Raw genomic sequence first — 26,538 nt, forward strand, 5'->3', positions numbered from 1 at the left:
CTGCTGATTGGTTATGCCGGGTCCCCGACTACTTCAGCTGTCCGCCGACAACCCGGTCAATATCGGCGGCGTCCTTTGCGGTAAAAGTTCCGGTAAACTTCCCTCCACCGGCAAGGAGTCCCTCCACTGCTTCAGCCTGGCCGATACCTACTTCGAAAAGCAACCACCCCCCCGGTGCCAGGTAATCTGGTGCTGCGGCAACGAGGCTGCGGTAGAAATGCAGCCCATCCTCACCCCCGTCGAGAGCCGCGACAGGCTCGTGGTCGAGAACCTCCGGCTGCAGTGCTTTCAGATCTGCGCTGGGGATATATGGGGGGTTGGAGACGATGAGATCGAACCGCCGGCCATGGACCGGCTCGAACAGCGAACCTTGCAACAGTTCCAGGGACACCCCATGGGCCTGCCGGTTCTTCTCGGCCACGGCAAGGGCCTCCGCCGAGCTATCCACTCCGGTAACCGTCGCATCGGGTAACGCCTTGGCCAGTGCGATGCTGATGCAGCCGCTGCCGACGCCGATATCGAGAATACGGGAACCTTTGTGAGCCCGTTTCAGCGCCTCGTTGACCAACACTTCAGTATCGTGGCGGGGAATGAGCACCGCCGGGGTCACCGCAAACTCGAGTCCCATGAATTCCTGGGAGCCAAGGATATACTGGAGCGGTTCGCGCCGCCCACGCCGGGCTATCAGACCACGGTAGTCGGCCAGTTCCCGTGGCGTCAGCGGCTTGTCGAAATTGACATAAAGCCCCATCCGATCAAGACCAAGCACCGCGCACAACATCCATTCAGACTCCAGGCGCGCGTTCTCCACACCCTTTTGTGAGAGGAACTCTTTAGTCCAGGTCAAGACCTTTAGTACCGTCCAAACTTCAGCAGACATGGTTGCAATCCCTAGGTATGAAGAATTTCTCTCTGAGCCACTGTTCCAGCTCATGCTCAAAAATGCCCAGGTGCGAGGCGCCCGAGTCAGAGGAGTGAGACGTAGCAGCGCTACGTCGCAGCGACGAGGACGAAGGGCAACGCCGCAGATGGGCGTTTTTCAGCATGAGCTAAGCGGCCTCGGATTGGGCTTGTAGCGCCTCCATCTGATAATGCGCCCTCAACGCATCGGCAATCTCGGCAATATCCCCCGCCATGATGGCATCAAGGCGATACAGGGTAAGGCCGATGCGATGGTCGGTCATCCGTCCCTGGGGAAAGTTGTAGGTGCGGATCCTTTCGCTCCTGTCGCCGCTTCCCACCTGCTGCTTGCGGTCTGCCGCCAGTTTCGCGTTCTGCTCCTGTAGGATATTGTCGAGAATTCGAGTCTTCAGCACCTTCATGGCCTTGGCCCGGTTCTTGATCTGACTCCGTTCTTCCTGGCATGCTACCACGGTTCCGGTTGGAATATGGGTGATACGCACCGCAGAATCGGTGGTATTGACGTGCTGGCCGCCGGCGCCGCTGGAACGGTAGACGTCGATCTTCAGGTCGGTCGGGTTGATGTCGATGTCCACATCCTCCGCTTCTGGCATAATGGCCACGGTGCAGGCGCTGGTGTGGATGCGCCCCTGGGCCTCCGTCTCCGGCACCCGCTGCACCCGGTGGGTTCCCGACTCATATTTCAGCTTGGCAAATACCCCTTCCCCCTCAACGGAGGCGACAACCTCCTTGAAACCACCTTTCTCCGACTCAGAGGCGGAAATGATCTCGACCCGCCAGCGGTTGGTCTCTGCGAAACGGCTGTACATGCGGAAGAGATCGCCGGCGAAAAGGGCCGCCTCGTCCCCTCCGGTACCGGCACGGATCTCCAGGATGACGCTCTTGTCGTCATTGGGATCCTTGGGGAGGAGCAGCACCTTGATTTCCGCCTCCAGGGCGGTTTTTTGCTCCTCAAGGGACTCCAACTCGGCCTCGGCCATCTCCTTCATTTCCGGATCTGCCAGAAGCTCCCGGTTACCCTCGATCTCGCCGACAATCCGTTTATAGTTACGATAGGCCTGAACCAGCGCAGTCAGATCCGAATGCTCCCGCGACAGCTTGCGGAATTCCGGCTGATTCCCCAACACCACCGGGTCGGAAAGCAGTGCCTCCAATTCCTGGTAGCGCCGTTCAAGTTCCTCTATTTTGTCAAAAAGCATCGAACAACCTCAAGAGTTTATATGAAACAGCCTTAGACGACTAGCCGGTCGTCCTTGTAACCTGCATTGACTTCCAGCGCCTCCTCCATGGAACGGATCGCCACCTCAAGCTGGCTGTCGTCAGGCTCCCGGGTCGTCAGGCGCTGCAGGGCCAGCCCCGGAGCAATAAGCAGCTTGACAATAGGGGACCGATCGTTTTTAGCGCTCCACTTGAGGATCTCATAAGAGACGCCGGCAATGAGCGGCAGCAGAACCACCCGTGAGCCGGCCTTGAGATAAAAAGGCCACAGTTTCGGAATGAGCGAAAAAACGAGAATGCTCACCAACATCACGATAAGCAGAAAACTGGTGCCGCAGCGTGGGTGGAGGCAACTGTATTTGCGCACGTTTTCCACGGTCAGTTCCTCCCCCGCCTCAAAGGCGAAGATCGACTTGTGTTCAGCGCCGTGATACTGGAAAATCCGCTGGATGTCGCTCATGCGGGAAATGGAAAAAATATAGAGCAGGAACACCGCCACCCGAATCACCCCATCAACCAGATTGAAAATGATATTTGAGTCGCCGATGATGGGGACAAGCAGCTTGGTCAGGTAGAGTGGGAGGATAAAAAAGAGGAGGATGCCGAAACCGAAAGCCACAGCCATGGTGCCGGCCATGGCCCAGGAAGAGATTTCCTTTTTCTCTTCCCCCTTCTCTTCTTCGACCATGGCTTCGTTGGCGGAAAAGTTGAGAGCGGTGATGCCGATGATCAGAGAGTTGAAGAGTGCAACGGCGCCCCGGATAATGGGAAGTTTTACCACCGGGAACCGCTCCGAAAGGGGAATCACTTCATCCTTCTTGACCACGATTTCGCCGGAGGGACGTCTCACCGCAATGGCCATGGAGCGTGGTGCCCGCATCATGACCCCCTCTATGACCGCCTGTCCGCCGATATTTATTTTCTCCATGGATACCTCATCGTCTTCGGCAGTTTTCCTGCCCTTCCTTTACAGGTTGCTGAATCGTTCCCTGACCTCTGCAGCCATCCCACAGGTCATTTTCCCTTCGGGACAGGGGCCGGCAAGGCAACCGGGGCCGGCGTCTCTGAAGATAACCGGGGCTACTTCCCGGGCCAGTTTGAGCATCTCGACAGCCATGGCCCTGATTTCCCACTGTGCACGCTCACAGCACCGCACGGCGAAGAAGTGCAGCAGTTCACGAGCGTTCATGGTCACGACGATCTTGGTCTCGGTGGCATTGGGAAGCAGGTAGCGGGCGTCCTCGGCAGCAATCCCCGCATCCACCATCCTGGCATAGGCTGCATGGAGCCGGCGCATCTCTTCCTCGAACAGCTCCAGCATCTCCCCATGCTTGGCGACCTCAGGGGGTATCACCACCGCAAATTGCTCCTTGTGTGAGACGTAGCGCTGGGACTGCTGGGAATAGGATGCAACACGATGGCGCACTAACTGGTGAGAGGTGACCCGAGAAATGCCCTCGATGCCGAAGGTGAAGGAGGCATGCTCCAGGACCGACTGATGGCCCAGGGACATGATCTTGTCGAGGAAAGAGGTAATATCGCTGTTGGTAAGTTTCTGTTTCAGCTCGCCGATGCCCACCTTGGAATAGCAGAGCCGTGCAGCAAGGGCTACGGTGAGTTCCGGATCGGGGGTGTGTTGGAGAAGAGCGACCTTCATTGATATCCTTGAATTGGGCTTTTGCAGACCTGCCTAAAAAACAGATAAGGGGATTTCGCCATGGACAAAATCCCCTCATTACTCCTCAAGGCCGGGGCCCTGTTACATGCCGTATCTTTTCTTGAACCGCTCGACGCGACCGGCGGTATCAACCAGCTTCTGCTTGCCGGTGAAAAACGGGTGGCAGGCAGAGCAGATTTCCGTCGAAATTTCCGGCTTGGTGGAACGAGTCTGAAAGGTATTGCCGCACAGGCATTTTACCGTAACCTCGTTGTACTTGGGATGAATTCCTTCTTTCATAGCTTCCTCCTTAGCAGGGACACTTCCCTGATGCGCTTATTGACAATCAGTGGTGACTCGAAAGTACTAAAACTAGCATCATTACCCTAATTTTTCAAGCTCTTTTTCACTTGTTCATGGAGTCGAGAAAGGCTTGATTGCTCTTGGTTCCATCCAGTTTGGACAGGAGAAATTCCATGCTGTCCACCACATTCATGGGGTGCAGCACCTTGCGCAGGATCCAGATCCGATTGAGAGAATTCTTCTCGATGAGCAGCTCTTCCTTGCGAGTGCCGGACTTGTTGATGTCTATGGCCGGGAAGGTCCGTTTTTCCACGAGCTTACGATCAAGGTGGAGTTCCATGTTGCCGGTGCCCTTGAATTCTTCGAAGATGACCTCGTCCATCTTGCTGCCCGTATCCACCAGGGCAGTGGCGATGATGGTCAGAGAGCCCCCTTCCTCAATATTGCGGGCGGCGCCGAAGAAGCGTTTCGGTTTGTGCAGGGCGTTGGAATCCACACCACCGGAAAGGATCTTGCCGGATGGGGGAATGACGGTGTTATAGGCACGGGCCAGACGGGTGATGGAGTCGAGGAGAATAACCACATCCCGCTTGTGCTCCACTAGCCGCTTGGCCTTCTCGATGACCATCTCGGCCACTTGGATATGCCGCGATGCCGGCTCGTCGAAGGTGGAGGAAACTACCTCGCCGTTCACCGAGCGCTGCATGTCGGTAACTTCCTCCGGCCGCTCGTCGATGAGGAGAACGATAAGAAATACTTCCGGATGATTTTCGGCAATGGAGTTGGCGATATTCTGAATGAGCATGGTCTTGCCGGTCCGTGGAGGGGCGACGATCAGGCCGCGCTGCCCCTTGCCGATGGGGGCGATCAGCTCCATGACCCGCATGGACATGTTTTCCGGGGTTGTTTCCAGCTTCAGTTTTTCTTCGGGATAGAGTGGGGTGAGGTTGTCGAAGAGGATTTTGTCACGGGCAACGTCGGGTGATTCATGGTTGACCGACTCCACCTTGAGAAGTGCGAAGTATCGTTCACCTTCTTTAGGGGGTCTGATCTGTCCGGAAACCGTATCGCCAGTGTGAAGGTTAAAGCGGCGGATCTGACTCGGGCTCACATAAATATCATCCGGCCCCGGCAGATAGTTGTAATCGGGCGCCCGGAGAAAACCGAAACCGTCCGGCAAGGTCTCAAGCACCCCCTCGCCGAAGATCATGCCGTTTTTTTCGGTCTGGGCATTGAGGATGGCAAAGATCAGATCCTGCTTGCGCAGGCTGGAGGCACCCTCGATGTTCAAACCTTTGGCAATTGCCGCCAGTTCATTGATCTTTTTGCCTTTTAGTTCTTGTAAGTTCATAGGTCTCCTGCAGTGACGCAAGTATGCCTTCGTGGCAAAACTCGGGTAAGCTTTATTTTTCCATGTGATTGCACATAGGGAGAAGGAGGAATGCTGTTTTTCGTCGGAGTTTGTAAAATATCAGTTGGGTTCTACGCTTGGGGTGTCGGCTTTTTCTCGGTATGAGTGCTGAGGCAATATGAAAACTGGGGCAATTGAGGACTAACAATTTTATAAACCGCAAATATTGCCTTTGTCAATACAATTTATTGACAATTCCACCGACACACATTATTAATAGAATCTCATACTAGTAAAAAAATTCAAGCTCTTTTTGGTTCATTTCTCAACTTTTATTGACGCATGTCCGCTTGGGCCATATAATTTCCTATACCTTCTGCTTCGAAGGAGAAATGCCCGTGGTTCAACCATCCATCACCGACCCGGCAGTGCTGATAGCACTGAGTGCCTGCCTCGCCGCAACATCAGGCCTTCTTCCCTTGTTCTTCAGAAGGCGGCAATCGTCCGTTCAAGCTGCAGCGCCCCTTTTCGTCGTCATTGCCGCACTTATTGGGCTAACAGGGGTCGGCATCTTCTTTGCGACCGGGAAAACCACAACATTCAGCATCTTCGAAACACTGCCGTTCGGACCGTGCGATCTGGGGCTGGATTACCTTTCGGCCTGGTTTCTCCTGCCGGTCCTTGTCGTCTCCTCCTGTTGCAGCATTTATGCCACCCGCTATTGGGCAGCCGAGGTCAATCCCAAAACCTGGCGCCGGCTGACCTTTTTTTTCGGCCTGCTGACCGCATCGCTCCTGATCCTCATTATTGCAAGAAACGGCATTCTTTTCCTCATAGCTTGGGAAGTAATGGCACTGTCAGCCTTTTTTGTCCTGACCACCGAAGACCACAAACCTGATGTTCAGGATGCCGGATTGCTTTACCTGGTTGCTACCCATACAGGCACTCTGGCGTTATTCGCCCTCTTCAGCCTGCTCGGCGTCGCCGCTTCCTCCTACCAATTTTCGGCCATGAGCGGCATTGCCCCGCCTGCAGCGGTTGCCGCCGCCATTTTTTGCACCGCCCTCTTTGGCTTCGGCATAAAAGCAGGACTGATGCCGTTGCACGTCTGGCTTCCGTCCGCCCATGCCGCTGCCCCCAGCCACATCTCCGCCATCATGTCCGGCGTCATGATCAAGACCGGCGTCTACGGCCTGCTCCGGATTCTCTCCTTTTTCCCCCATCCACCCCTGTGGTGGGGGGTGACGCTGCTGCTTGCCGGGATCGCTTCGGCCATTCTGGGGGTTGTTTTCGCCTTGGGGCAGCATGATCTGAAACGCCTGCTCGCCTATCACAGCATCGAAAATATCGGCATCATCTTCATCGGCATCGGGCTGGCTGCAATCGGCCAGACATCGGGCCAAAACCTGCTCACCATGCTCGGCATGGCAGGAGCACTCCTCCATACCGTAAACCACGCACTCTTCAAATCCCTGCTCTTTTTAGGAGCCGGTTCGGTCATCCACGCCAGCCACACCCGGGAAATAGACCTGATGGGTGGACTGGCCAAACCAATGCCTTGGACCTCCGCCCTGTTCCTGCTGGGAGCGGTGGCCATTTGCGGCCTGCCCCCCTTGAACGGCTTCGTCAGCGAATATCTGATTTATCTGGGCATTTTCAATGGAGTCAGCGGAGAAAACGGCCCTGCCGTCCCGGTCATGGCGCTGGCCGCTCCGGCCCTTGCCATGGTAGGAGCATTGGCAGTAGCCTGTTTCGTCAAGGCATGCGGCATTACTTTTCTGGGCACCCACCGCAGCGAGGAAGCGCACAAGGTCCATGAAGCGGGATGGCCGATGCGGCTGCCGATGGTCGCTCTGGCGTCACTCTGTGTCTTCATCGGCATCTTTCCACAATGGGCGGCGAAACTCCTGCAACCTGCCGTCTCGGCCTGGGCACAGACACCGGCCAGTAGCGACAATCCATTGCTGCAGACCGCAGCGCCACTGGGATGGATAACGATCCTCGCCATGGTTCTGCTGATGGCGGCAGTGATTCTGCTCCTTACCCTCGCACGCACATACCGTAAAAATACAAGGGCACGCTCGGTCACCTGGGGCTGCGGATATCTGCGGCCCACGCCGCGCATACAATACACTTCTTCGTCATTCGCCGAAATGATCGTCAAACTCTTCGCCGGGGTGCTTCACCCTCACCTGCACCGGCCTGAAATTGCCGGCACCATCCCCGCGAAGACCCGCTTCAGCAGCCACGTGCCGGAGGCAGTGCTCGAACTGGCGATCATTCCATTATGTGCCGCCGTGGATCAAAGGTTCAACCGGATGAGAAAGCTCCAGCACGGCCAGCTACCTCTCTACATTCTCTATATCTTTGTCACCCTGTGCCTGCTCCTTACCTGGGCCGTCTGAGCCGGCCGGAGCATATTTTCCCTTAGCCCGCTTTTTCCGTCTCGCCTTCTGCTTCCGAGCCTTGTCCCGCTTCAGCTCCGCCGCCGTACCCTTGCCCACCGCCGACTCCAGTTTTTCCAAAAGCTCCCGCCTGGCAAGAAAGCGATTGATGGACTGGCTTCGCTCGGCCATGCACTTGACCTCGATCTCCGTCGGCTTATGCTTGAGATAGACACAGGTGGAGGTCTTGTTCACATGCTGGCCCCCTTTTCCCGACGAACGGATGAAGCGCTCCTCAAGGTCCTCCTCCCTCACGCCGAGCTGCGCCATCTTCTCCCGCAGCCAGCGGTTCTTTTCTTCGCTTACGGCAAAGGTAGGCATGGGCGCTCTATCCCCTTTAGCGGCGAAAGACCAGACTGGTGCCGGCAATGAGCAGAGCGACGCCGACGGCCCGTTTCAGGTCGAACGGTATCTGACGAAAGCCGAAGAAGCCGAAGGTATCGAGAAAGAGCCCAGTCAGCAGCTGGGCGGTGATCGTGGCGGCCAGGGCGGCAGTGGTCCCGATGCGCGGCACGGCCAGGATAGTCATGGAAACGAAATATGCCCCCAGAAGTCCACCCGAAAGCTCCCACCATGCCGCCTCCGGCAAGTTTCTAAAGTTGCCGCGCCCGGCGACAAGGGCAACGAAGTAGAGTGCCAGCGTGCCGACGGCAAAGGAGATGCAGGAACTTTCGATAAAGCCGATCTTCTGTGCCAGACGGCTGTTGATAGAGGGTTGCAGTGCCACGGCCAATCCGCCGCAAAACATGAGAAAAAAGAGAATAATGTTATTCATGGGGCACAAAATCCTTTCTGCTCCGCTCCTTGAGAAAAAGACAACACCTCCGCCAAGTAAGGATACCCCCTGTCGTCCCCCGACTTCGAGCATTTGAGATGCAAAAGCCGTTTCCTGTAAAGGGAAACGGCTTTTGCCAACTGATTTTTATGCTTTCTTCCTTTTCATAACCAGTAGAACCAGGAGCAGAACGATCAGCAATCCTCCCCCTCCGGCCTGAACGACCAGCGGGTTTTTGTAAAAAGGTTCCGGTGGCGGGGGTGGAGGCGGAACATATTTTACGGCAGGACGCGGTGCAGGCTTAGGGAGCTGGGATGCAGCGACATTCCCCTTTGCCGAAGACGGGGCAGCCTGTTTAGCTGCGGCGGCCGGTGCCGGTGGAGGAGTTGCCGGCGCAGGTGCGCCTCCCTTCACCGCATTCTTTTCAGCGGCAGCATTGGGGGCCGGTGCACCCTTGGCCGGAGGTGTTATGCCGGTCTTTGCGACGGCAGCCGGTTTGGCAGGTGCAGCAATTTTTGCCGATGAAACTGGCTTCTGGACCGGTGTGAAGGTTGTGTGTGCAATTTTTCGTTTCGGGGCCTGGCGCAGGTGCTTTTTCTTCCCCTTCGCCACAACCCCCTTTTTTGCAAAGGTTTTCTTCAGGTCAACCTCAGCAGGGGAGAAATCGAGAAGCACGTCCCGGTTGACCCTCACCATGACCTTGCCCCCCGAGCGCCACACCTTCTGGCATTCAATGACGGCACCATCGTTCAGATAGACCTTCCCGGCACGAGCTGCCGATGCCGGTCCTGCGGTTATTGCTGTGAAACAGAGCACGACAAGAAAAAACGACAGATACGTTCTCATTGCTCCTCCTTATCACAAAATTGGGCCATTATGCTAGAAAATGGCCCAAATGGCAACCTGCCAGGTGTTACTTTTTCTCCGGCCAGTAACTTCCGCCGGTAAGGGTAGCGGTGATGCTGCCTATCTTCACCTTTGAGCGCATCTTCACCGGGATGCGCCGCTCATCGTCGGTGAGCCAAATATGGATATCGCCGGTCTTGCTGAAGATGCCCTCTGTCTTCAAGATCGGCGTGATGTGGATGGTGGAGAATTTCCCTAGCCCTGTCTTTACCGTCTCCCGGCCGATCACCTTCACTTCCGTATTGTGCAGCCGCTTGCCGTCGAAAACATCCACGTAGAAAGAGGTCCCCGGCTCCATCTTCTGCATGCGGGCAAAGTAAAAGCAGGAGAGGGAATCGTGGGTGATGGGGGTGACGGGAAAGGAGACCCTGGTTTTGCCCAGCAGGTCGTCGACGACTGCCTGCCGCTGGCGGTGGTTGAAGGTAACCAGCTTGTGACGGCGGGTGGGCCCTTCGTGGACCTTTTCACTGTAGGTGACGGGCAGCCCCAGGGGGAAGTCGCCGCTCCCTTTGCCCATGAGCGACTCGATCCGGTCATCGACCGTGAAGAATGCCGAAAGCCATGCTGCCGAACGGGCAGTGGAGACCATCCGCAGGATTTCCCCATCCCGCAGTATCTCCTGGGTGGCGGTGCCCGCCGTGATGCCGCTCCAGCTGATGTCGTAGACCAGCCGTTCCGGTATGGTAAAGGCAACGGCAACAGAAGTGAACAACGACAGCAGCATGATGCCGCACGAGCAAATAACCGGGTGCAGTGCTTTCTTCATTGGGGCCTCACCGGAGTTGATAGTGGTGATCGCGTCTACAATGTAGAGGATTCAGCGCCGGCTGGCAAGCCGATTCTATGGAAAAGGAGGCAGGGGGGAAAGCGGTAGCTGAGGCGCAGGAGCATGGCAGCTCTGGTATCTCAACCTATGTCTGGAAAGTCAGGCACCATGAACTCCGGCTCCTGCCGGGGGAAACCGCGCTCCATCTTCAGCCGATAGCGGTCGTACAATTGGGGGAACATCTCGCGCCGGTAGCGGTAATCCATGTGCATGCTCCTGATTACCGCATCTCCGATCCGGGCACAGCCGGCGCTGAGAAATGTACCCAATATCATCGAGAGCAGTATCTGCCTGGTGCCCATGGTTGTCCGTGCCTTTGTCGGCACCCTCCCTGGGAGAATGAAAGCGATGATCCAATTTTACTCCCCGCCCCGCCTTTAGCAACGGCTACGGGCGATGCAAATTCCCTTTCCTGTAATAAGAGGCTGTGGCATAACAAGCGAAAATCACCTACGGAGCACGTCATGTTTCATATTATCGATCCCCGCGTCGTCAATTATATCTCCAGCCTGAGAGCGAAAGAAGACCCGGCGCTCATGGCCATGGAAGAGAAGGCTCAGGCCATGAAGTTTCCCATCATCGACCGTCAGGTTGGGCAATTCCTCCACCTGATCACCCTTCTCAAAAGGCCGAAGCTGGTGGTTGAACTGGGTTCCGGATTCGGCTATTCCGCCCTCTGGATCGCCCGGGCGCTGGAACCAGGGGCGCGGATCGTACTGACCGATTATGCGGAGAAAAACATGGATCATGCCCGAGAAATCTTTTCCACAGAAGGCCTTGCCTGCACGGCAGAGTTCCGCACCGGCAACAGCCTTGAACTCGGTCAGGATTATGACAACATCGACCTCCTCTTCATTGACATGGACAAGTATCTCTACCCCCAGGCCCTGGAGATAATGCTGCCCCGCCTGACAGCAGACGGGCTCGTCGTCGCCGACAACGCCCTCTGGAGGGGCAGGGTCGTGGAAAATGACGGCAGCAAAGACAGCGAACCGATCAGGCGATTCAACGAGCTCATGTGTGGAAATAAAGAATATTTCGCCACCGTCGTGCCGGTGGGGGATGGGTTGCTGCTTGCCGCCCGCCTTACCTGATCTGCCTGCAGCGTCGGATCAAAAATTTGACACATCTCCCCCAGGTTTTCCTCAAGGAAAAGTTCCCCATGACGATAAGAAAAGAAGATCGTGGTAAGTCGAAGGGGTGGGCCGATGGAATCCATGTCAGGAGCGGACAAACTTTTTGCTGCCTTCAACGATGTTCAGTCGCAACGGCAGATGACCGCCAACTACGCCATGAACGGAGCCTTGCAGGCCATGCAGGATGGCAATTACGACAAGGCCATCTCCCAGTTGAAGCGAGTTCTTGCCCTCACACCCGACTCCACCGATGCCTATAAATACATGGGGATGGCCTATTCCAGCCTGGGAAAATCGACCGACGCCATCGCCGCCTACAAGAATGCGGTGCGGCTGGAACCCGGCTTGTCTTCGGCCCACAAGGACCTAGGCAATGCTTACCTTGGCGCAAAACGCTATAGTGAAGCGGAAAAGGAATTCCAGACCACGGCCCGCATCGATCCCACCTCCACCTATGCCCCCTACACCCTGGGATTTCTCTATCTCAACACCGGGCGGGAACAGGAAGCGGAAACAGAGTTCAAGAAGGTAATCGCCATCGACCGTAAAGATGCCCATGGGTACTACGGCCTCGGCATGACCTACAGCAAGATGGGCAAGTACGACGCAGCCATCGAGCAATTGCAGATAGCAGTCAAGTCGGATAAGGATTTTGCCCTTGCCCATTCCGAATTGGGCAAGGCATATGCGGCTACCGCCCAGAAAGACAAGGCCCAGGTGGAAGTGGATACCCTGAGCACGCTGGACCCCTCCCTGGCCGACGAGCTGGGAGGCATCCTCTTCTCCCCCGCCTTCATTACCAATATTTATAAGGAAAATTCCTTCAATACCATCCTCGGGCCGGGCACCAGGGTGGCCGATCTCGATCCATCACTGGCATCCCCTTCCGCATCCAAAGACTTCTCCATGGTGCTGCAGTTCAATGCGGAGATGGATGCGGTCTCGGTGCAGAACGTGGCCAACTGGAGCATCTCCAAGGCTGCCAGCGGAAAGGGAGGAATCTACAACAACGGCATTACCCTGAATCCCGACGCAGAAATAGCCATCCCCCCCACCCCGCTTATGGTTACCTATGACGCCACGAAGATGCAGGCCACCGTCACCTTTACCATTTCCCAGAACGAGACCGGTGATGGGGTCTTGGACCCCAGCCATCTGGTCTTCAAGTTCAGCGGCACCGACATCAACGGCAAGACCATGGATCCCGGTGCCGACGAATTTGACGGTTTCGCCCTGCGCCCCTTCTAAAAGTAGACACATCTCCTTGCGCCACCCAAAGATATTTCTTCTCCTGCTCTATATAAATCCGTTCAATATTTTGACCGCAACAAACTTCAAAAAGACTTGCAGTATCAATAGCTTATACACAGAAAGCTGCTGGCATTACAGTTGCACAGAGACTTGATGCACCACTATCCATACATGTCCAGCCGGCGGGGAATTGGAATTCACCAAGAGCGGAAACTGGAGCATATGAGTTACATAGATATCATAAGTCACTTGTCGCGTAAGCTGATGCTATACGAGCACATAAGCATCCACCGGCAACTGATCGAGTTGTTTCGCGCCGAGTTCACCGATGAGCAAACACCTTTCATGGAATACTACGAGATAGAACTGATCTGTTTTCTGCTGGCCCGCCTTAAGCCATCGAAAGTGTTGGAATACGGAAGCGGTAAAAGCACCTTGTTTTTCCCCGCCTTTATCCCTACTTGTGCAGTTTGGCATTCTATTGAGCATATTGAGGACTGGGCAAATGCCGTCAGAACCGCAAACTCAAGACCTAATGTCCGCATCCATCACCGTTTTCCGGATAATCCCGGACTGATTAACACACAGCAGCCGGGCGCAACCTATGAAGACTACCGCCATTACACAGATGCAGCCGCTGACCTAGGGCCCTTCAACCTTATCATTGTCGATGGGAGGGCCAGAGAGGCATGCCTAGTTCAAGCTCTACGGCAGCTTTCCCCAGGAGGCGTGGTTATCCTGCACGATGCGAATAGATGCAGATACTGGCCCGGGACAGCAGGGTACGCCCACCAGATGTTTCTGCTCAGTTCAACCGATGACGGCGGCGGCATATGGATCGGCAGTCAGGATGTCCAAATCGACCAGCTGATCAAGCTTCGTAACTTTCAAGAAGCCAAGGAGTTCTATCGCTCGGTGGTTGCACCAACAGCAGGACAGCGCCAGCGTTGGCCAGTGGAGTGGGACGACATTTATGCCAGTGGCATCATAAAGCTCTATGCCGGCGATCTTCCGGATAAAACCGAATACAGTGGATGGACCGGACTGTCCATTACCAGATGTGATCTGCGTCATATTCCCCATGACATGACCCTCCCCTTGCCTCTGCCGGAAAATTCCGTCGATGCATTCCAGTCCGAAGATGTTTTCGAGCACATCACCTACGACCGCCTGCCCCAGGTAATCAATGAGATCCACCGCATTCTCAAACCAGGGGGGCTATTCCGCCTCTCTTTGCCCGATTATCGGTGTGATGTGATGCAGGCCAGATCCCTGAAAGATGCCGCCGGCAACATTACCTTCGACCCGGCAGGGGGAGGATCACCGGAAAATCCGGGGCATGTGTGGTTTCCCCGCTACGAGACGGTCCGTAATCTGTTGGAGAACTCGAATTTTGCCACAGCAGGAGAATTCAATTTCCTTCACTACTATGACGAGCAGGGGCAGGCGGTAACCAACACAATCGATTATTCGAAGGGATTCATTCAGCGCACACCAGATCATGACCCTCGGGTTCGCTCTCCGTACCGCCCCATGTCCCTAGTTATAGATCTTGTTAAAGCAAAGATGCCTCGTATCAATAAAGTAGTGAAAATAAACCCATTGAATACCGTTCCTGTCGTTCTCATTTGCTACAATCGCCCTTGGCACACATCAATGGTATTGAGGGCACTTAAAGACCACAATATCCAAAATCTAATCATTTTTTCCGATGCTCCTAAAACCGAAAGCCACGTGGATGGAGTAAGAAAGACTCGACAGCTCCTTGAGGATATTAACTGGACCCAACCTGAAATAATCATGCAGACTGAAAACCAGGGCCTTGCCAAATCTATCGTCTCAGCCACTAACTATGCGTTTGAGAAGTCGGATTGCCTGATTTTGCTTGAAGACGACTGTGTTCCGCAAAAATTTTTTTTCGATTTCATGCAGAAATGCCTGACTAAATATGCAAACAACGAAAGGATATTTGGTATCAGTGGCTATACTGTGCCGATACCAGAAAGGCTGTTACAGGAATATTCTTACGACATATATTTCTATCCGCGTATCGGAAGTTGGGGATGGGGCACATGGAAAAGAGCTTGGCAGCACTATCAACCAGACTTTACTGCCCTTTGCAACTATGCCCTCTCAAAAGAGATAGACCTATGCCGAGGGGGAGTTGATGTTCCAGCCAACATTTTACGGTTTCTGCAGGGCGAATTGAAAGATGTATGGACCCTCAACTGGTTGCTCTCTGTCTATATAAACAACGGTTACTACATCTATCCAACAGCATCGCACATCGACAACATCGGCTGTGACGGCACAGGCGTGCATTGCGGCGCAACAGACAGATTTTCTACGCAATTTGCTACAAAGCCAGCCGCATTTATGCCCGAGAATATCGTCTTTAATGAAGAACTTATCGCCCACTACAACTCTTACTTCGGTGGGTCTGCCTCACCCAGTTCCAAAAGACTATCAATCTCAACTGCCATAACACCGCAGACGAGTACCCAACAGAATCAACTCTCCATTTTGCACATAAATACCCATGACCATGTCGGTGGCGCAGCAAAAGTAGCTTGGCGACTGGCTGAATCTCAGCGAGCTGCTGGCCATAAGGCCCATATCCTCGCGGGATTTAAGCATAGTGATTCCCCTTTCACATCTTCCTTTGATATCGATATTGATCCAGTCCTCCAGCTCCGCTGCCAGTTAGAGGGGCAGCTGTTTTACGAATTCCAGGGAAGCCATCGTCTAACCAAGCACCCGCTGGTACAGCAGGCTGGACTTTTGAACTTGCATAATCTCCACGGTGGCTACTTCAATCCGTTTTCACTTCCGTCGCTTTCCCGACTCAAGCCATTAGTGTGGACTCTCCATGATATGCAGGCCCTTACCGGCCATTGCGCTCATGCCTTTAACTGTACCCGCTGGATGAGTGGCTGCGGCCAATGTCCTGATCTGACAATCGAACCGGCCCTGGGTATTGATAGCACCGCTCAGCTCTGGCACGACAAAAAACTGACCTACGACCATTCCCGACTACACATTGTCACCCCTTCCCTCTGGCTAAAGCAGAAGGTGGAGCGGAGCATTCTCAAAGATCATCCGGTCGAGCTGATCTATAACGGCGTTGACACCAACACCTTTTACCCCCATGACAAGCGAGAAGCCAGGGCCTTTTTCGGCATCCCGGACGACCTCCTCGTTATCGGCGCTGTCGCCCACGGCGGCACTTTGAGCAATCAGTGGAAAGGGGGAGAGTTTGCTCAACAGATCCTGGATGGGCTGTGGCAAGAAATTCCCGGCTTCATCTTCCTCAACATCGGCAGCGACAACAAGGGCAGCGATCCACGCTGCATTTATACCGGGCACATTACCGATGAAGCAATCCTGGCCAAGATGTATTCATGTCTCGACATCTTCCTCTACACCCCTAGGGCCGACAACTGCCCATTGGTAGTGCTGGAGGCATTGGCCTGCGGTGTCCCGATAGTGGCACTCGCTGTAGGTGGAGTGCCTGAATTGGTCAGGCATAAAGCAGAGGGATTCGTCCTCGAGAGCGAAAACGTAGCAGAGGCCGTGGCAGCATTACGAGAGTTGGCACTGACACCAAGCTTGCGACAATACTTCAGCGCCGCTGCGAGGGAAAGGGCGACCTCTGTTTTTGACCACCAGCATTGTGTTGGCCAGTATGAAAGGCTGTATCAAAAGGTTATGGAAGAGCACAGGGAAAAGAGAACAAAACCACGCATGAGGCGAACAGAGGTACCAGCGGTAGTCGCGACCAAAGATTTTCTCGCCGCTGAAAATATAATTGCTCCTTCAACAAACACCATCGGCTGTGAATCGCCTTTGGCCGGACCAAATGAAATAGGGGCATCATCCCAGTGGCCTAAGATCTCCATAGTCACCCCTTCTTATAACCAAGGGGAGTTCCTGGAAGCCTGCATTCAATCGGTACTTAGCCAAAATTATCCCAACCTTGAATACATTATCATGGATGGGGGGAGTACCGACGGATCAGTCGAAATCATCAAAAATTACGAAACATATCTGACCTACTGGCAAAGCTGCTCCGATGGCGGCCAATATCAGGCGATTAATGCAGGTTTCCAGCGGGCAAACGGAGAGATAATGGGCTGGCTCAACTCCGATGACAAGTTGCATGCCGGCTCCCTTTCGCTTATCTCTCGGATTTTCAACTCTTTCAAAGAAGTCGAGTGGCTTACCGGGCGCCCCACTGCCTGGGATGACCAGGGCGAATTAAAGCTTGTCCTTGATTATCTTCCCATCTGGTCACGGGAAAAGTTCCTGAACCGGCATGATGGAGAATCTTTTATTCAGCAAGAATCTACTTTCTGGCGCCGGTCCCTGTGGGAAAAAGCAGGCTCGTCTCTACAGGCTGGCTTGAAATTTGCCGCCGATTTTGAGCTCTGGGGCCGCTTTTTCCGCCATGCCCAGCTATACACGGTGGATGCTCTGGTAGGAGGATTCCGATACCAGAGCCGGCAGAAAACAGCCAATCACATGGAGGAATATCTCTGTGAGGCTCAGCAGGTTATAGAGAAGGAAAAGTTCGAAACTGCCGAATCATTATCACCTTCTTTGCCGGCACCCATCCCCATCACCATTGCCAATCTGGCGGCAAAGGAAAAGATAACAGATAAAAACTTCTCGACCTTCACTTACTCCCAATTTGCACATTTTACCTACTTTCGTGACTACGACTTTTTGCTTTACGGCAAGAAAGTAGACATGCACTCCTGCGACCTGAAGACTTACCAGGACCTCCTGGTCTTCACCTTCATCATGGATAATGTCCCCCAAGGGGCAAGGATCCTGGAGGTAGGGGGTGGAGAGTCGCGGGTCCTGGCTGCATTACACAAGCGTTACGAATGCTGGAATCTGGACAAATTAGAAGGCATCGGCAACGGCCTGCGTATGATCAAAAACAATGACTACCGCCTGATCCGTGATTATATCGGCAGTTTCAGCAGTGAACTTCCGGAAAAATATTTCGATCTGGTCTTCAGCATTTCAGTACTGGAGCATATTGTCGAGAACAAAGAAACCTGGCAGGCTATTTGCCGTGATCTGGAGAGGATTATGGCTCCGGGAGCCTATTCACTCCACTGCTTCGATGTGGCCATCACAAAGAACGGTCCTTGGAGCAACAAGCTTCTGCCCTATCTCTTCCAAAAGTTCCACACATCTAATCAATTCGTTCCGCTAACACATCCGGCACAGGACCATAACACCTTCTACCTTTCAGAGAAGGCGTACAATGTCGGCTGGGCGCACATTACCGGCAAAAGCTACGAGGATTTCGGCAAGCCGTTATCCTATAACATCCTTTGGAAAAAAAACGAGGAGTGCCAGAATGAAAACCGAAGGAAAATCCCAGCCACTATCGCCACCTCCATCGCCCCGGTAAACATACCTCTTCAGCAACAAGCCATCGCCTCCTGGCAGAAACTGGGATTCCATGTCATCTCGGTGAACTCCAAGGAGGAAATCGCCATCATCGGCGAGAGTTTCCCAGGGATAACCTTTTTCGAGGCCCATCGCGATGCAACTGCAATAATTGGAAAACCGCTAATTTACCTAGATGATGTTCTCAAGGCCTTAGACCAGTGCGGAGCCGACACCTGCGGCATCGTTAACTCCGATATTCACCTGGCCGCCAACGATGGATTCCTTGAATTCATCTGCCGCGAAACCACAGACAGCTTCATTTTCGGTGCACGGGTCGAAGTGGAGTCACTCGATAATCTGAACGGCCAAGTCTACCCACGAGGATTCGACTTCTTCTTCCTCGATCGAAAGCTTCTCCAGCGCTATCCATCCAGCACCTTTTGCCTTGGTGCCCCATGGTGGGACTATTGGGCACCGTTTATCCCCATGGCCGTGGGTGCACCGGTAAAACTGTTGACAACGCCGGTAGCCTTTCATCTCAGCCACCCCATTAAGTGGGCGGAGGAAATCTGGACCTATTACTGCAGATTGTATTATGCATCTCTACCGCAACTGGCCCAAAAAAGTGAAATTGCCGAAAAATTGAGAATCTCTGCCACCACAGGGGATGCAGGAGCCTTTGCCACGGAAGTCCTGGCACAGCTCACGGAAAATGCCCAGGTACTTGAATATCCCTTTTCCGGAGGGACCACCGAGCAAGATTTGAACAGCGCAACATCCCATGGACGTGAAATGGAAGAGAGCGATCAGTTGAACAGCGCACCTGGCACTTCATCACCCAGCGAAGGGAGCGGATCCATGATCCTTAATGAAGAGGGAAGTTCTCCGGAAACAGAAGCTAATGACATTTATCGAGACGTGACCCCTCTGATAGCTGCCGGCAGAATAGATGAGGCAATCGTGGCCCTGAGTAAGCTTATCCATAGTTATCCACATTTCGCCCTCGCCCACAATGACCTGGGAGTAATTCACAGCAACCGTGGCGAGATGGATAAGGCACTTCAGCACCATGAGGAGGCGGTCCACTTGGACCCGCTCAATACCACCTTTCAAAAGAATCTTGCCGATCTGTACCAGGTGGCATTTGGCAGAACAGAAGAAGCACTGCAGATCTACGTGCGAATTCTGGCAGCACAGCCAAAGGATGTGGAAACTTTGCTGGGCCTTGGCAACATCTGCATTTCGGCGAATAAACTCGATGATGCTAATTGTTTCTTCACCCGAGCGCTAGAGATTGAGCCCTGGAACGCGGAAGTCAGGCAAAGCCTTGAAGCGTTACGCAGGTTCAGCAAAAAAGCTCAAATTATTGAGCCTCCGGATGAAATGCACCGTAAGGCGCTGAGCTTGGCTGCGGCCAACAGTGATGATGAAGCTATAGCAATGCTGGAGAAGCTCCTGCAGAATTACCCCCAATTCGCCGTGGCATATAACGATCTTGGAGTTCTCTACAGTGACCGTGGAGAGACTGAAAAAGCGCTCCTGAATTACGAGAAGGCTGGCAGAATAGAGCCAACCAACATCACGTTTCAGAAGAACCTGGCCGACTTCTACAACATGGTCATGGGCAGAACTGAGGAGGCACTGCAGATTTACCTATGGATACTGGCTGTTCAACCGAAGGATGTGGAAACCCTGTTGGCGTTGGGAAATATCTGTATTCCCTTGGACCGGCTCGATGATGCGGATTACTTCTTCAACCGCGCACTGGAAGTTGAGCCATGGAACAGGGAGGCGCAGGAGAGCCTTTCGGCACTGAAGCGGCACCGGACGACAGCGCCATCTCCTCCACCCACCACAACACAGCAGATTCTCCAGCCGACAGCGCACCGGCAACCAATTGGCAGCAGGCCACTGGTCTCGGCCATTGTATCCACCTACAACGCGCAACGGTTCATTGGCGGATGTCTGGAAAACCTGGAAGCGCAAACCATTGCCGACCGGTTGGAGATCATTGTTGTGGACAGCGGCTCGCAAGAAAACGAGCACGGCATTGTGCGCGAATTTCAGGCCCGGTATGACAATATCCGCTACATCCGCACCGAGGAGCGGGAAACGGTCTATCAGGCCTGGAACCGCGGCATCCGCGCTGCTTCGGGGGTATACATAACCAATGCCAATACCGATGACCGGCACCGGCGGGACGCCCTGGGAAAACTGGCCGCCACCCTTGATGCCCATGGCGATGTGGATCTGGTCTATGGTGACATCTTCATCACCTACGATCCCGACCTACCATTTGCCGAGGCAATGCAGGCGGAAACGGTAAGGCGCCCAGATTTTTCCCCAGAGATGATGCTCTCCGGCTGCCACATGGGCCCCCAGCCCATGTGGCGCGCCACCGTCCATGAAACCGCAGGCTACTTCAACGAGGCGTACCGGTCAGCCGGCGATTACGAGTTCTGGTGCCGTATGGCCCTCGCCCACGGAATGAAGATGCTGCACCTGCCGGAAGTTCTCGGCTGCTACTACTTTAATCGCAACGGGGTGGAAATCAGCAACTTTGACCTCAGCGGAGCAGAAACGGCGACCATCAAGGAGACCTATGCCGCGCTGCTGACCAAACAGGACCGGCAGAAACGCCCGGAACAGCCGATCGACATCATCTTTCTCACCTATAACCGGCCCTCCTATTTTCAGCAGGCGCTGAATGCTCTTATTGCCAATACCCGCTATCCGTACCGCCTTATCGTCGTCGACAACCACAGCAACGATGAAATGGCCACGTATCTCCAGCAGGTTTCCATTTTCTTCGATCACCTGATAGTGAATGACGACAACTACTTCACCACCGCCTTCCGCAGGGGCATCCAAGTCGCCACCTCCGACCCCTACGTCGTCTCTGATCCAGATATCCTCGTCCCCGACCTGCAGGGCAAATGCTGGCTGGAACAGCTCGTGGAGATGCACCACCGTTACCCGGAGATGGGACTCATAGCCCTCAACCTGGACCCGGCCAACAAGCCCACGCAACTGCCCGAGGTTTATCTAGGAGATAAAGAAATTTATAATGAAGAGATCACTCTGGCCAACGTGGGAACGGTGATGCAGTCCATCAAACGCCGCTTCTTCGACGGCGGCTACATTACCGACTGGGAGACCTGCCAGCAGATCAGGAAGAAGGGCGGCAAGGTAGGCTTCGCCACCAACATCCAGGCCTACCACTTGGGCTGGAATGAAGACAGCGACTATCCCGATTACCTGGTGGAGAAGTACCACCTCTTCAAGGATAAATTCGGCTCAGACCTCTACAGCATGTACACCGACAGCGCCGAGATTCTGGCCAGGATGGGTGAGAAGCCAGCTGCCTACTATGGGTTTTCCCGGCCGGAGGTGCAGGAACTGGTCAGTCCCAAGGCGAAGCGGATTCTCGATGTGGGATGCGCAGCCGGTACCATGGGAGGAGAGCTGAAAGAGAAGCTCCAGGCGGAGGTGTGGGGGATCGAGTGCCAGCCGGAAGCGGCCGGGCTGGCGGCGAAGAAGCTGGACAAGTTATTGACGGGTACGGTTGAGGAAAAGCTGGCGAAAGTGCCGGACGGCTACTTCGATACCATCATCTTCGCCGACGTGCTGGAGCATCTCCGGGACCCCGCCGCCATACTCAGCGCAGCCCGGGCAAAACTGGCGGCAGGAGGGGAGATCGTCGCCAGCATCCCAAACGTCCGCCATTGGTCGGTGGTGAAGGGGCTTCTGGAAGGGGAATGGGACTATACCGATGAGGGGATCCTCGACCGCACCCATCTGCGCTTCTTTACCCGCCAGGGGGTGATGGAACTCTTCGGCAATGCAGGCTTTACGCCTACAACCATGAGCGCAACAGTGCTTAACGAGGTGCAGGTTCCCCCCCAGATCCCAAAAGCCCTTGCGGAGGCGGGACTGGATGTTTCCACCCTGGCCGATGAAGGCAGGCACTATCAGTACCTGCTGCGGGCCGTGCCTCAACAGGCCCGGCAGGCGAAACCAGTATTCCTCCCACCGGCGAAAGAAGATAAACCGGCACAGGTCAAGGTGGCCGCTGAAACGAGCGCCTTAACCTCCATCATCATCCTCACCTTCAATCAGCTGGAGTACACCCGGGAGTGCCTGTCAAGCATCCAGAAACACACCCCGGAAAATCACGAGGTCATCTTCGTCGACAACGGTTCCAAGGACGGCACGGTCAAATGGCTCCGGCAACAAATGAAAAGCCACAAAAACTACCGGCTCATGGAGAACAAGAAAAATCTGGGCTTCGCCAAGGGGTGCAACCAGGGGATTGCTGCCGCCAAGGGTGATTACCTGCTTTTACTCAACAATGACGTAGTGGTAACGGAGGGATGGCTTACCGGGATGCTGGAATGTCTCGAAGCCTCCGCCGAATACGGCATCGTCGGCCCCATGACCAACAACATAGCCGGTCCGCAGCAACTGCTGTCGGTCCCCTATGCAAACATGGACGAGATGCAGGCCTTCGCCGCCGGTTTCCGCTCCGCACACCGTCACCGGCGCATCCCGGTCAAGCTGGCGGTCGGTTTCTGCATGCTTGCCCGCCGCAGCCTGGCGGACAAGGTGGGGATGCTGGATGAAGCCTTTGCTCTGGGCAATTTCGAGGACGACGATTTCTGCCTGCGCGCCTCCATGGCCGGGCTGCAATCGGTCATTGCCGGCGACGTCTTCATCCATCACCACGGCAGCCGGACCTTCGAGGGGAACAAGATCGATTTCAAAGCGGCCATGGCCGCTAACCGCAAGGTATTCGACCGCAAGTGGGATCTGACCAAAATGGACAAGGCCGAGGCCTTCCGCCTGGCCGCGCACAACGCCCGCATCAAGGGGGAGGAGCGCTTCCTGGCCGGTGACCTGGACCAGGCGGTGAAGATCCTCCTGGAAGAAGGGATAAAGTTCGCGCCCGCCGACCACCGGCCGTACCGGCTCCTGGCCGGCTTCCTCATGGAGGCGAAACGTTATACCGACGCACTGGCCATCGTCAAAGAGATGCCTGGGAGCGAACAGGATGGGGAAAGCCTGGTCCTGGAAGGGCTCTGCCGGGAGGGGCTCGACCAGCTTGCCGAGGCGGCCGCCTGCGCCGACCGTGCCCTGGCCATGAATGGCTCCTTTGCCCCCGCCTTGAACCTCAAGGGGGTCCTCGCCTTCCGCAACGACGACCGGGCCGGTGCCGAAAGGCTGTTTAAGGCAGCCATGGCTGCCGATCCCGGCTTCGGCGAGGCATATACCAACCTGGGGGTATTGCGCTGGTCTGCCGGCGCCCACGACGAAGCACTGGAGTTGCTGGAAATGGGCTTCGTCCTCAACCCCGCCGGCGGGGACGCCATGGACCGCTATCACACCGCCATCACCGCCTGCGAAGCATTCAGCCGCGGAGAAGCCGCCTTCCGCGAGGCCCGCGCCCTCTTCCCTGCCTGCAGAATGCTCGCCTTCAAGCTGATCGACCTGCTGCTGAGCCAGGAGCGTGACGAAGAGGCCATGGCCGAAATCGAGCAGGCCATGGTCCGCTTCGGCGCCGATGACGGGATCGTCGATGCGGCGCTGCAGATCCGGGCTAGGCTCGATGAGAGAAAGGAGCCCCAAGGGGGCAAAGGGGGCATCTCCCTCTGCATGATCGCCAAAGACGAGGCTGCCCACATTGCCCGGGCTTTGAACAGCGTCAAGCCGCTGGTCGACGAGATGATCGTCGTCGATACCGGTTCCAGCGACCGGACCGGGGACATTGCCAGGGCCTTCGGAGCTACGGTCTTTAACACTCCCTGGCCCGGCAGCTTTGCCAAAGCCAGAAACGAGTCGTTGGCCAAGGCTGCTGGGAAGTGGATCCTGGTATTGGACGCCGACGAGGTGATCTCCGCCAGTGACCACGAGCTGTTGCGCAAGCTGGCCACCGGCAAGCCGGCCGGCTATGCCCTCTGCCAAAAGAATTACACCAACCTGACCAACACCAAGGGGTGGCAACCCCATGACGGACAGTATCCGAAAGAAGAGGCGGGCACCGGGTTCCAGCCCAACCATATCGTCCGCTTTTTTCCCAACGACGGGCGCGTCAGGTTCGAAAATCCCGTCCACGAGCTGGTGGAGCCTTCCCTGAGGCGGGCAGGGATTCCCGTGCAGCAAATCGACCTCCCCATCCATCATTACGGCAAGCTGGACAAGGAGAAACTCCGGAAAAAGTGGGAGTTCTATTATGAGCTGGGCAAAAAGAAGCTCGCCGAGCAGGGGAGTGATGTCATCGCCCTGAGCGAACTGGCCATTCAGGCCGCCGAGCTCGGCAGGTACGACGAATCATTGGACCTGTGGCGGCAGGTAACGGCGCTGGAGCCTGATCTGTCACAGGCCCACTTCAACATGGGCTACGCCTATCTCTGCCTGGGGAGATATTCGGAGGCCCTGAAAGCATCGAAGAAAGCCATGGAACTGGACCCCCAGCTGAAGGAAGCGGTCTTCAACTATGGCTGTTGCGAACTGTATGCGGGTGAAATCGGCTCCCTCGTCCCGCTCCTGGAGAATCTGCTCGCCAGGCACCCCGGCTATCCCTCGGCCCTTGCCCTGCTCGCCTCGGTCCACCTCTGCCAGGGAGAGGGTAAAGAGGGAAAACAGCGCCTGCAGCAGGTCAGGGAACTGAACTATGACTGCGGCGATTTCCTCTTTCAGCACGCCAAGGTGCTCTATGCCCAGGGAAGATTTGACTGGAGCCGCCGCCTCCTTGAGGCAGCCGTCGACAATGGCGCGGTTACAACAGAAATCACCAGACTCTTAGCTGAATGCACACGGAGGGCTGCATAGATGGAACTGCCATTCGCTGGCTTTGCCCGCCTCCACGAGTTCCTTAAAAAACTGGAAAAGGACACCTACCCGGAGCTGCCGACCCAGCTCCATACGGAAATCACCAGTCAGCAGCTGGACAGTCTGCTGGCAAAATACCCTCTGCCACCGGGTGCGGCCATCCTCGATGTGGGGTGCGGCCAAGGGCCGGCCCTGGATATTTTCCGGGAAAGGGGCTACCGGCCCACGGGTATCAGCCTGAACGACGACGATGTGGCGGCCTGCAGGAACAAGGGGCACCAGGTGGCCAAGATGGACCAGTCCTTTCTCGATTATCCCCCGGAAACCTTCGATCTCATCTGGGCCAGGCACGTGATCGAACACAGCATTTTCCCCCATTTCACCCTGGCCGAATTTTCCCGGGTGCTGAAAATGGGTGGCATCGTTTACCTTGAAGTGCCTGCACCTGAGACGGCCTGCCACCACGAGAACAACCAGAATCACTACAGCGTCCTCAACCGGGGCATGTGGGTGTCGTTGCTCAGCCGTAGTGGCTTTCAACTGCTGGAACAGGTGAATTTTAATTTTACCACCGGCCTCGGACCGGATGAATATTGGGGATTTGTCTGCAGGAAACAGGATTGAACATCCGTTACCATCGTCTGGATATAGCACTGGACACGCCGGATGTGGCGTACGTGGTGCAGGAATCAAGCGTAGAGGAAAGAAAGCTTTTCCGACAACTGTGGATGCCGGTCATATTGATGGATGGTGTTGACGATCTTTCCGGCAGCATTGACAAGCAGACCGGCCCCATCAAAAGACAGTGTATCCGCCGACTTGTAGCCAACAGTCATCACGGGTCCATCCTCGTTGGCGAAGATGGCTACCTCAGGAATCTGGCGCGTGTAGATCAGATAGTTATGCACGGCGGTGTCATCACCGGGGATGGTGAACGGGGGGGTCAGATATTCCAGCAGCGCCTTCAGGTAGGCCTGCACCTGCGGCTGTCCGCCGATAATCGTGCCGACACACGAAATTGGATTATGCCCAATCCCTGCCAGGACAGTGTCACCGAACTTGCTCCGCAGCCACTCGCTGTTCATTGGGCAATCAAGGATTCTTTTCTCTTCAGCTTCCAGAAAACAGCAGACCTTGCCCGATAGATTGAATTCAAATGGGTCCAACTGAAAAAGCACATCTCGCACATCGGTCAACATCACCCCACCATAATCCATATCCTGCCGGGCAAGAAATGCCTGGTAAAGCATAAATCGGGTAATGCTGATGGCCATGCCCGAAAACTGCTCTTCCTGGGGCAGTGTCACCACCTGCACATCAAGCAGCTGGAGGTAATGCTTCGTCATGTCGGATATCCCGGATGCGAAGAGACAAATGTCGCCGGCAAAACCGGTTTTTCTCAGGGAAACCACAAAGGGGCGGATCAGGCTGAAGTCATATCCGGAAACGGCACCCATCACCAGGTTCTTTTTCATCGGGCAGAGCACCTCTAAAAAATAAAGCCCCGCGATCT

The 26,538-nt window shown here is 55.2% G+C and carries 17 protein-coding genes; 5 read left to right on the plus strand and 12 right to left on the minus strand.

Going from position 1 to position 26,538, the window contains the following annotated elements; genetic code table 11:
- Positions 1 to 28: 28 nt before the first annotated feature.
- The 6 genes from prmC to rho all read right to left on the minus strand — a co-directional run bounded on the left by prmC (position 29) and on the right by rho (position 5,450).
- Positions 29 to 880 carry a peptide chain release factor N(5)-glutamine methyltransferase gene (prmC, locus tag ML541_RS01965; protein WP_243370177.1) on the minus strand — a complete coding sequence of 284 codons (852 nt, stop codon included), beginning with the start codon at positions 878 to 880 and terminating at the stop codon, positions 29 to 31.
- 169 nt (positions 881 to 1,049) lie between these two features.
- Positions 1,050 to 2,120 (minus strand): peptide chain release factor 1, encoded by a 1,071-nt coding sequence (gene prfA / locus ML541_RS01970; RefSeq protein WP_243370179.1) that lies wholly within the window; start codon positions 2,118 to 2,120, stop codon positions 1,050 to 1,052.
- Between the two features lie 32 nt (positions 2,121 to 2,152).
- Entirely contained in the window at positions 2,153 to 3,067 is a 915-nt protein-coding gene (locus ML541_RS01975) for a DUF1385 domain-containing protein (protein ID WP_243370181.1), read from the minus strand.
- Between the two features lie 39 nt (positions 3,068 to 3,106).
- The gene (gene thyX / locus ML541_RS01980; protein WP_243370184.1) at positions 3,107 to 3,796 is read right to left on the minus strand and encodes an FAD-dependent thymidylate synthase; all 690 of its coding nucleotides are present in this window, start codon (positions 3,794 to 3,796) and stop codon (positions 3,107 to 3,109) included.
- Between the two features lie 102 nt (positions 3,797 to 3,898).
- Complete coding sequence (rpmE, locus tag ML541_RS01985; RefSeq protein WP_243370186.1) at positions 3,899 to 4,096, minus strand: 50S ribosomal protein L31; 198 nt, start codon at positions 4,094 to 4,096, stop codon at positions 3,899 to 3,901.
- A gap of 106 nt (positions 4,097 to 4,202) precedes the next feature.
- Positions 4,203 to 5,450 (minus strand): transcription termination factor Rho, encoded by a 1,248-nt coding sequence (gene rho, locus ML541_RS01990; protein WP_243370188.1) that lies wholly within the window; start codon positions 5,448 to 5,450, stop codon positions 4,203 to 4,205.
- Positions 5,451 to 5,842: 392 nt separating this feature from the next.
- Between rho and ML541_RS01995 the strand changes: the two genes are divergently transcribed.
- Positions 5,843 to 7,855, plus strand: coding sequence for a proton-conducting transporter membrane subunit (locus ML541_RS01995; RefSeq protein ID WP_243370190.1), 2,013 nt, complete (start codon positions 5,843 to 5,845; stop codon positions 7,853 to 7,855).
- On the opposite strand, the gene ML541_RS02000 is transcribed toward ML541_RS01995, so the two are convergent.
- The 5 genes from ML541_RS02000 to ML541_RS02020 all read right to left on the minus strand — a co-directional run bounded on the left by ML541_RS02000 (position 7,793) and on the right by ML541_RS02020 (position 10,727).
- Entirely contained in the window at positions 7,793 to 8,215 is a 423-nt protein-coding gene (locus ML541_RS02000) for a peptide chain release factor-like protein (protein ID WP_243370192.1), read from the minus strand. The two genes, ML541_RS01995 and ML541_RS02000, sit on opposite strands and share 63 nt — an antisense overlap.
- A gap of 16 nt (positions 8,216 to 8,231) precedes the next feature.
- Positions 8,232 to 8,669 (minus strand): DMT family transporter, encoded by a 438-nt coding sequence (locus ML541_RS02005; protein WP_243370193.1) that lies wholly within the window; start codon positions 8,667 to 8,669, stop codon positions 8,232 to 8,234.
- A 147-nt stretch (positions 8,670 to 8,816) separates the two neighbouring features.
- Complete coding sequence (locus ML541_RS02010) at positions 8,817 to 9,515, minus strand: hypothetical protein (protein WP_243370195.1); 699 nt, start codon at positions 9,513 to 9,515, stop codon at positions 8,817 to 8,819.
- 67 nt (positions 9,516 to 9,582) lie between these two features.
- Complete coding sequence (locus ML541_RS02015; RefSeq protein WP_243370197.1) at positions 9,583 to 10,341, minus strand: DUF3108 domain-containing protein; 759 nt, start codon at positions 10,339 to 10,341, stop codon at positions 9,583 to 9,585.
- Between the two features lie 140 nt (positions 10,342 to 10,481).
- A complete protein-coding gene (locus tag ML541_RS02020) occupies positions 10,482 to 10,727 on the minus strand; it encodes a hypothetical protein (protein WP_243370199.1) in 246 nt (81 codons plus the stop codon).
- A 138-nt stretch (positions 10,728 to 10,865) separates the two neighbouring features.
- On the opposite strand from ML541_RS02020, the gene ML541_RS02025 reads away from it, so the two are divergent.
- The 4 genes from ML541_RS02025 to ML541_RS02040 all read left to right on the plus strand — a co-directional run bounded on the left by ML541_RS02025 (position 10,866) and on the right by ML541_RS02040 (position 25,649).
- Positions 10,866 to 11,495 (plus strand): O-methyltransferase, encoded by a 630-nt coding sequence (locus ML541_RS02025; protein ID WP_243370201.1) that lies wholly within the window; start codon positions 10,866 to 10,868, stop codon positions 11,493 to 11,495.
- A 114-nt stretch (positions 11,496 to 11,609) separates the two neighbouring features.
- Complete coding sequence (locus tag ML541_RS02030; protein WP_243370203.1) at positions 11,610 to 12,785, plus strand: tetratricopeptide repeat protein; 1,176 nt, start codon at positions 11,610 to 11,612, stop codon at positions 12,783 to 12,785.
- Between the two features lie 732 nt (positions 12,786 to 13,517).
- A complete protein-coding gene (locus tag ML541_RS02035) occupies positions 13,518 to 25,025 on the plus strand; it encodes a glycosyltransferase (protein ID WP_243370205.1) in 11,508 nt (3,835 codons plus the stop codon).
- On the plus strand, positions 25,026 to 25,649 hold the full coding sequence (locus tag ML541_RS02040) for a class I SAM-dependent methyltransferase (protein WP_243370207.1): 624 nt from the start codon (positions 25,026 to 25,028) through the stop codon (positions 25,647 to 25,649).
- 65 nt (positions 25,650 to 25,714) lie between these two features.
- Here the strand turns inward: ML541_RS02040 and ML541_RS02045 are convergent, their stop codons facing one another.
- Positions 25,715 to 26,500, minus strand: coding sequence for a hypothetical protein (locus tag ML541_RS02045; protein ID WP_243370209.1), 786 nt, complete (start codon positions 26,498 to 26,500; stop codon positions 25,715 to 25,717).
- Positions 26,501 to 26,538 lie beyond the last annotated feature (38 nt).

It is taken from the genome of Geotalea sp. SG265 (assembly GCF_022808985.1).
GTDB lineage: Bacteria > Desulfobacterota > Desulfuromonadia > Geobacterales > Geobacteraceae > Geotalea.

Coding starts and splice junctions, on each gene's coding strand:
- ML541_RS02045 (WP_243370209.1), bottom strand. CDS start 26,500: ATGAAAAAGAACCTGGTGATGGGTGCCGTTTCCGGATATGACTTCAGC.
- rho (WP_243370188.1), bottom strand. CDS start 5,450: ATGAACTTACAAGAACTAAAAGGCAAAAAGATCAATGAACTGGCGGCA.
- ML541_RS02005 (WP_243370193.1), bottom strand. CDS start 8,669: ATGAATAACATTATTCTCTTTTTTCTCATGTTTTGCGGCGGATTGGCC.
- ML541_RS01975 (WP_243370181.1), bottom strand. CDS start 3,067: ATGGAGAAAATAAATATCGGCGGACAGGCGGTCATAGAGGGGGTCATG.
- prfA (WP_243370179.1), bottom strand. CDS start 2,120: ATGCTTTTTGACAAAATAGAGGAACTTGAACGGCGCTACCAGGAATTG.
- ML541_RS02040 (WP_243370207.1), top strand. CDS start 25,026: ATGGAACTGCCATTCGCTGGCTTTGCCCGCCTCCACGAGTTCCTTAAA.
- ML541_RS02025 (WP_243370201.1), top strand. CDS start 10,866: ATGTTTCATATTATCGATCCCCGCGTCGTCAATTATATCTCCAGCCTG.
- ML541_RS02000 (WP_243370192.1), bottom strand. CDS start 8,215: ATGCCTACCTTTGCCGTAAGCGAAGAAAAGAACCGCTGGCTGCGGGAG.
- ML541_RS02010 (WP_243370195.1), bottom strand. CDS start 9,515: ATGAGAACGTATCTGTCGTTTTTTCTTGTCGTGCTCTGTTTCACAGCA.
- ML541_RS01995 (WP_243370190.1), top strand. CDS start 5,843: ATGCCCGTGGTTCAACCATCCATCACCGACCCGGCAGTGCTGATAGCA.
- ML541_RS02030 (WP_243370203.1), top strand. CDS start 11,610: ATGGAATCCATGTCAGGAGCGGACAAACTTTTTGCTGCCTTCAACGAT.
- rpmE (WP_243370186.1), bottom strand. CDS start 4,096: ATGAAAGAAGGAATTCATCCCAAGTACAACGAGGTTACGGTAAAATGC.
- prmC (WP_243370177.1), bottom strand. CDS start 880: ATGTCTGCTGAAGTTTGGACGGTACTAAAGGTCTTGACCTGGACTAAA.
- thyX (WP_243370184.1), bottom strand. CDS start 3,796: ATGAAGGTCGCTCTTCTCCAACACACCCCCGATCCGGAACTCACCGTA.
- ML541_RS02015 (WP_243370197.1), bottom strand. CDS start 10,341: ATGAAGAAAGCACTGCACCCGGTTATTTGCTCGTGCGGCATCATGCTG.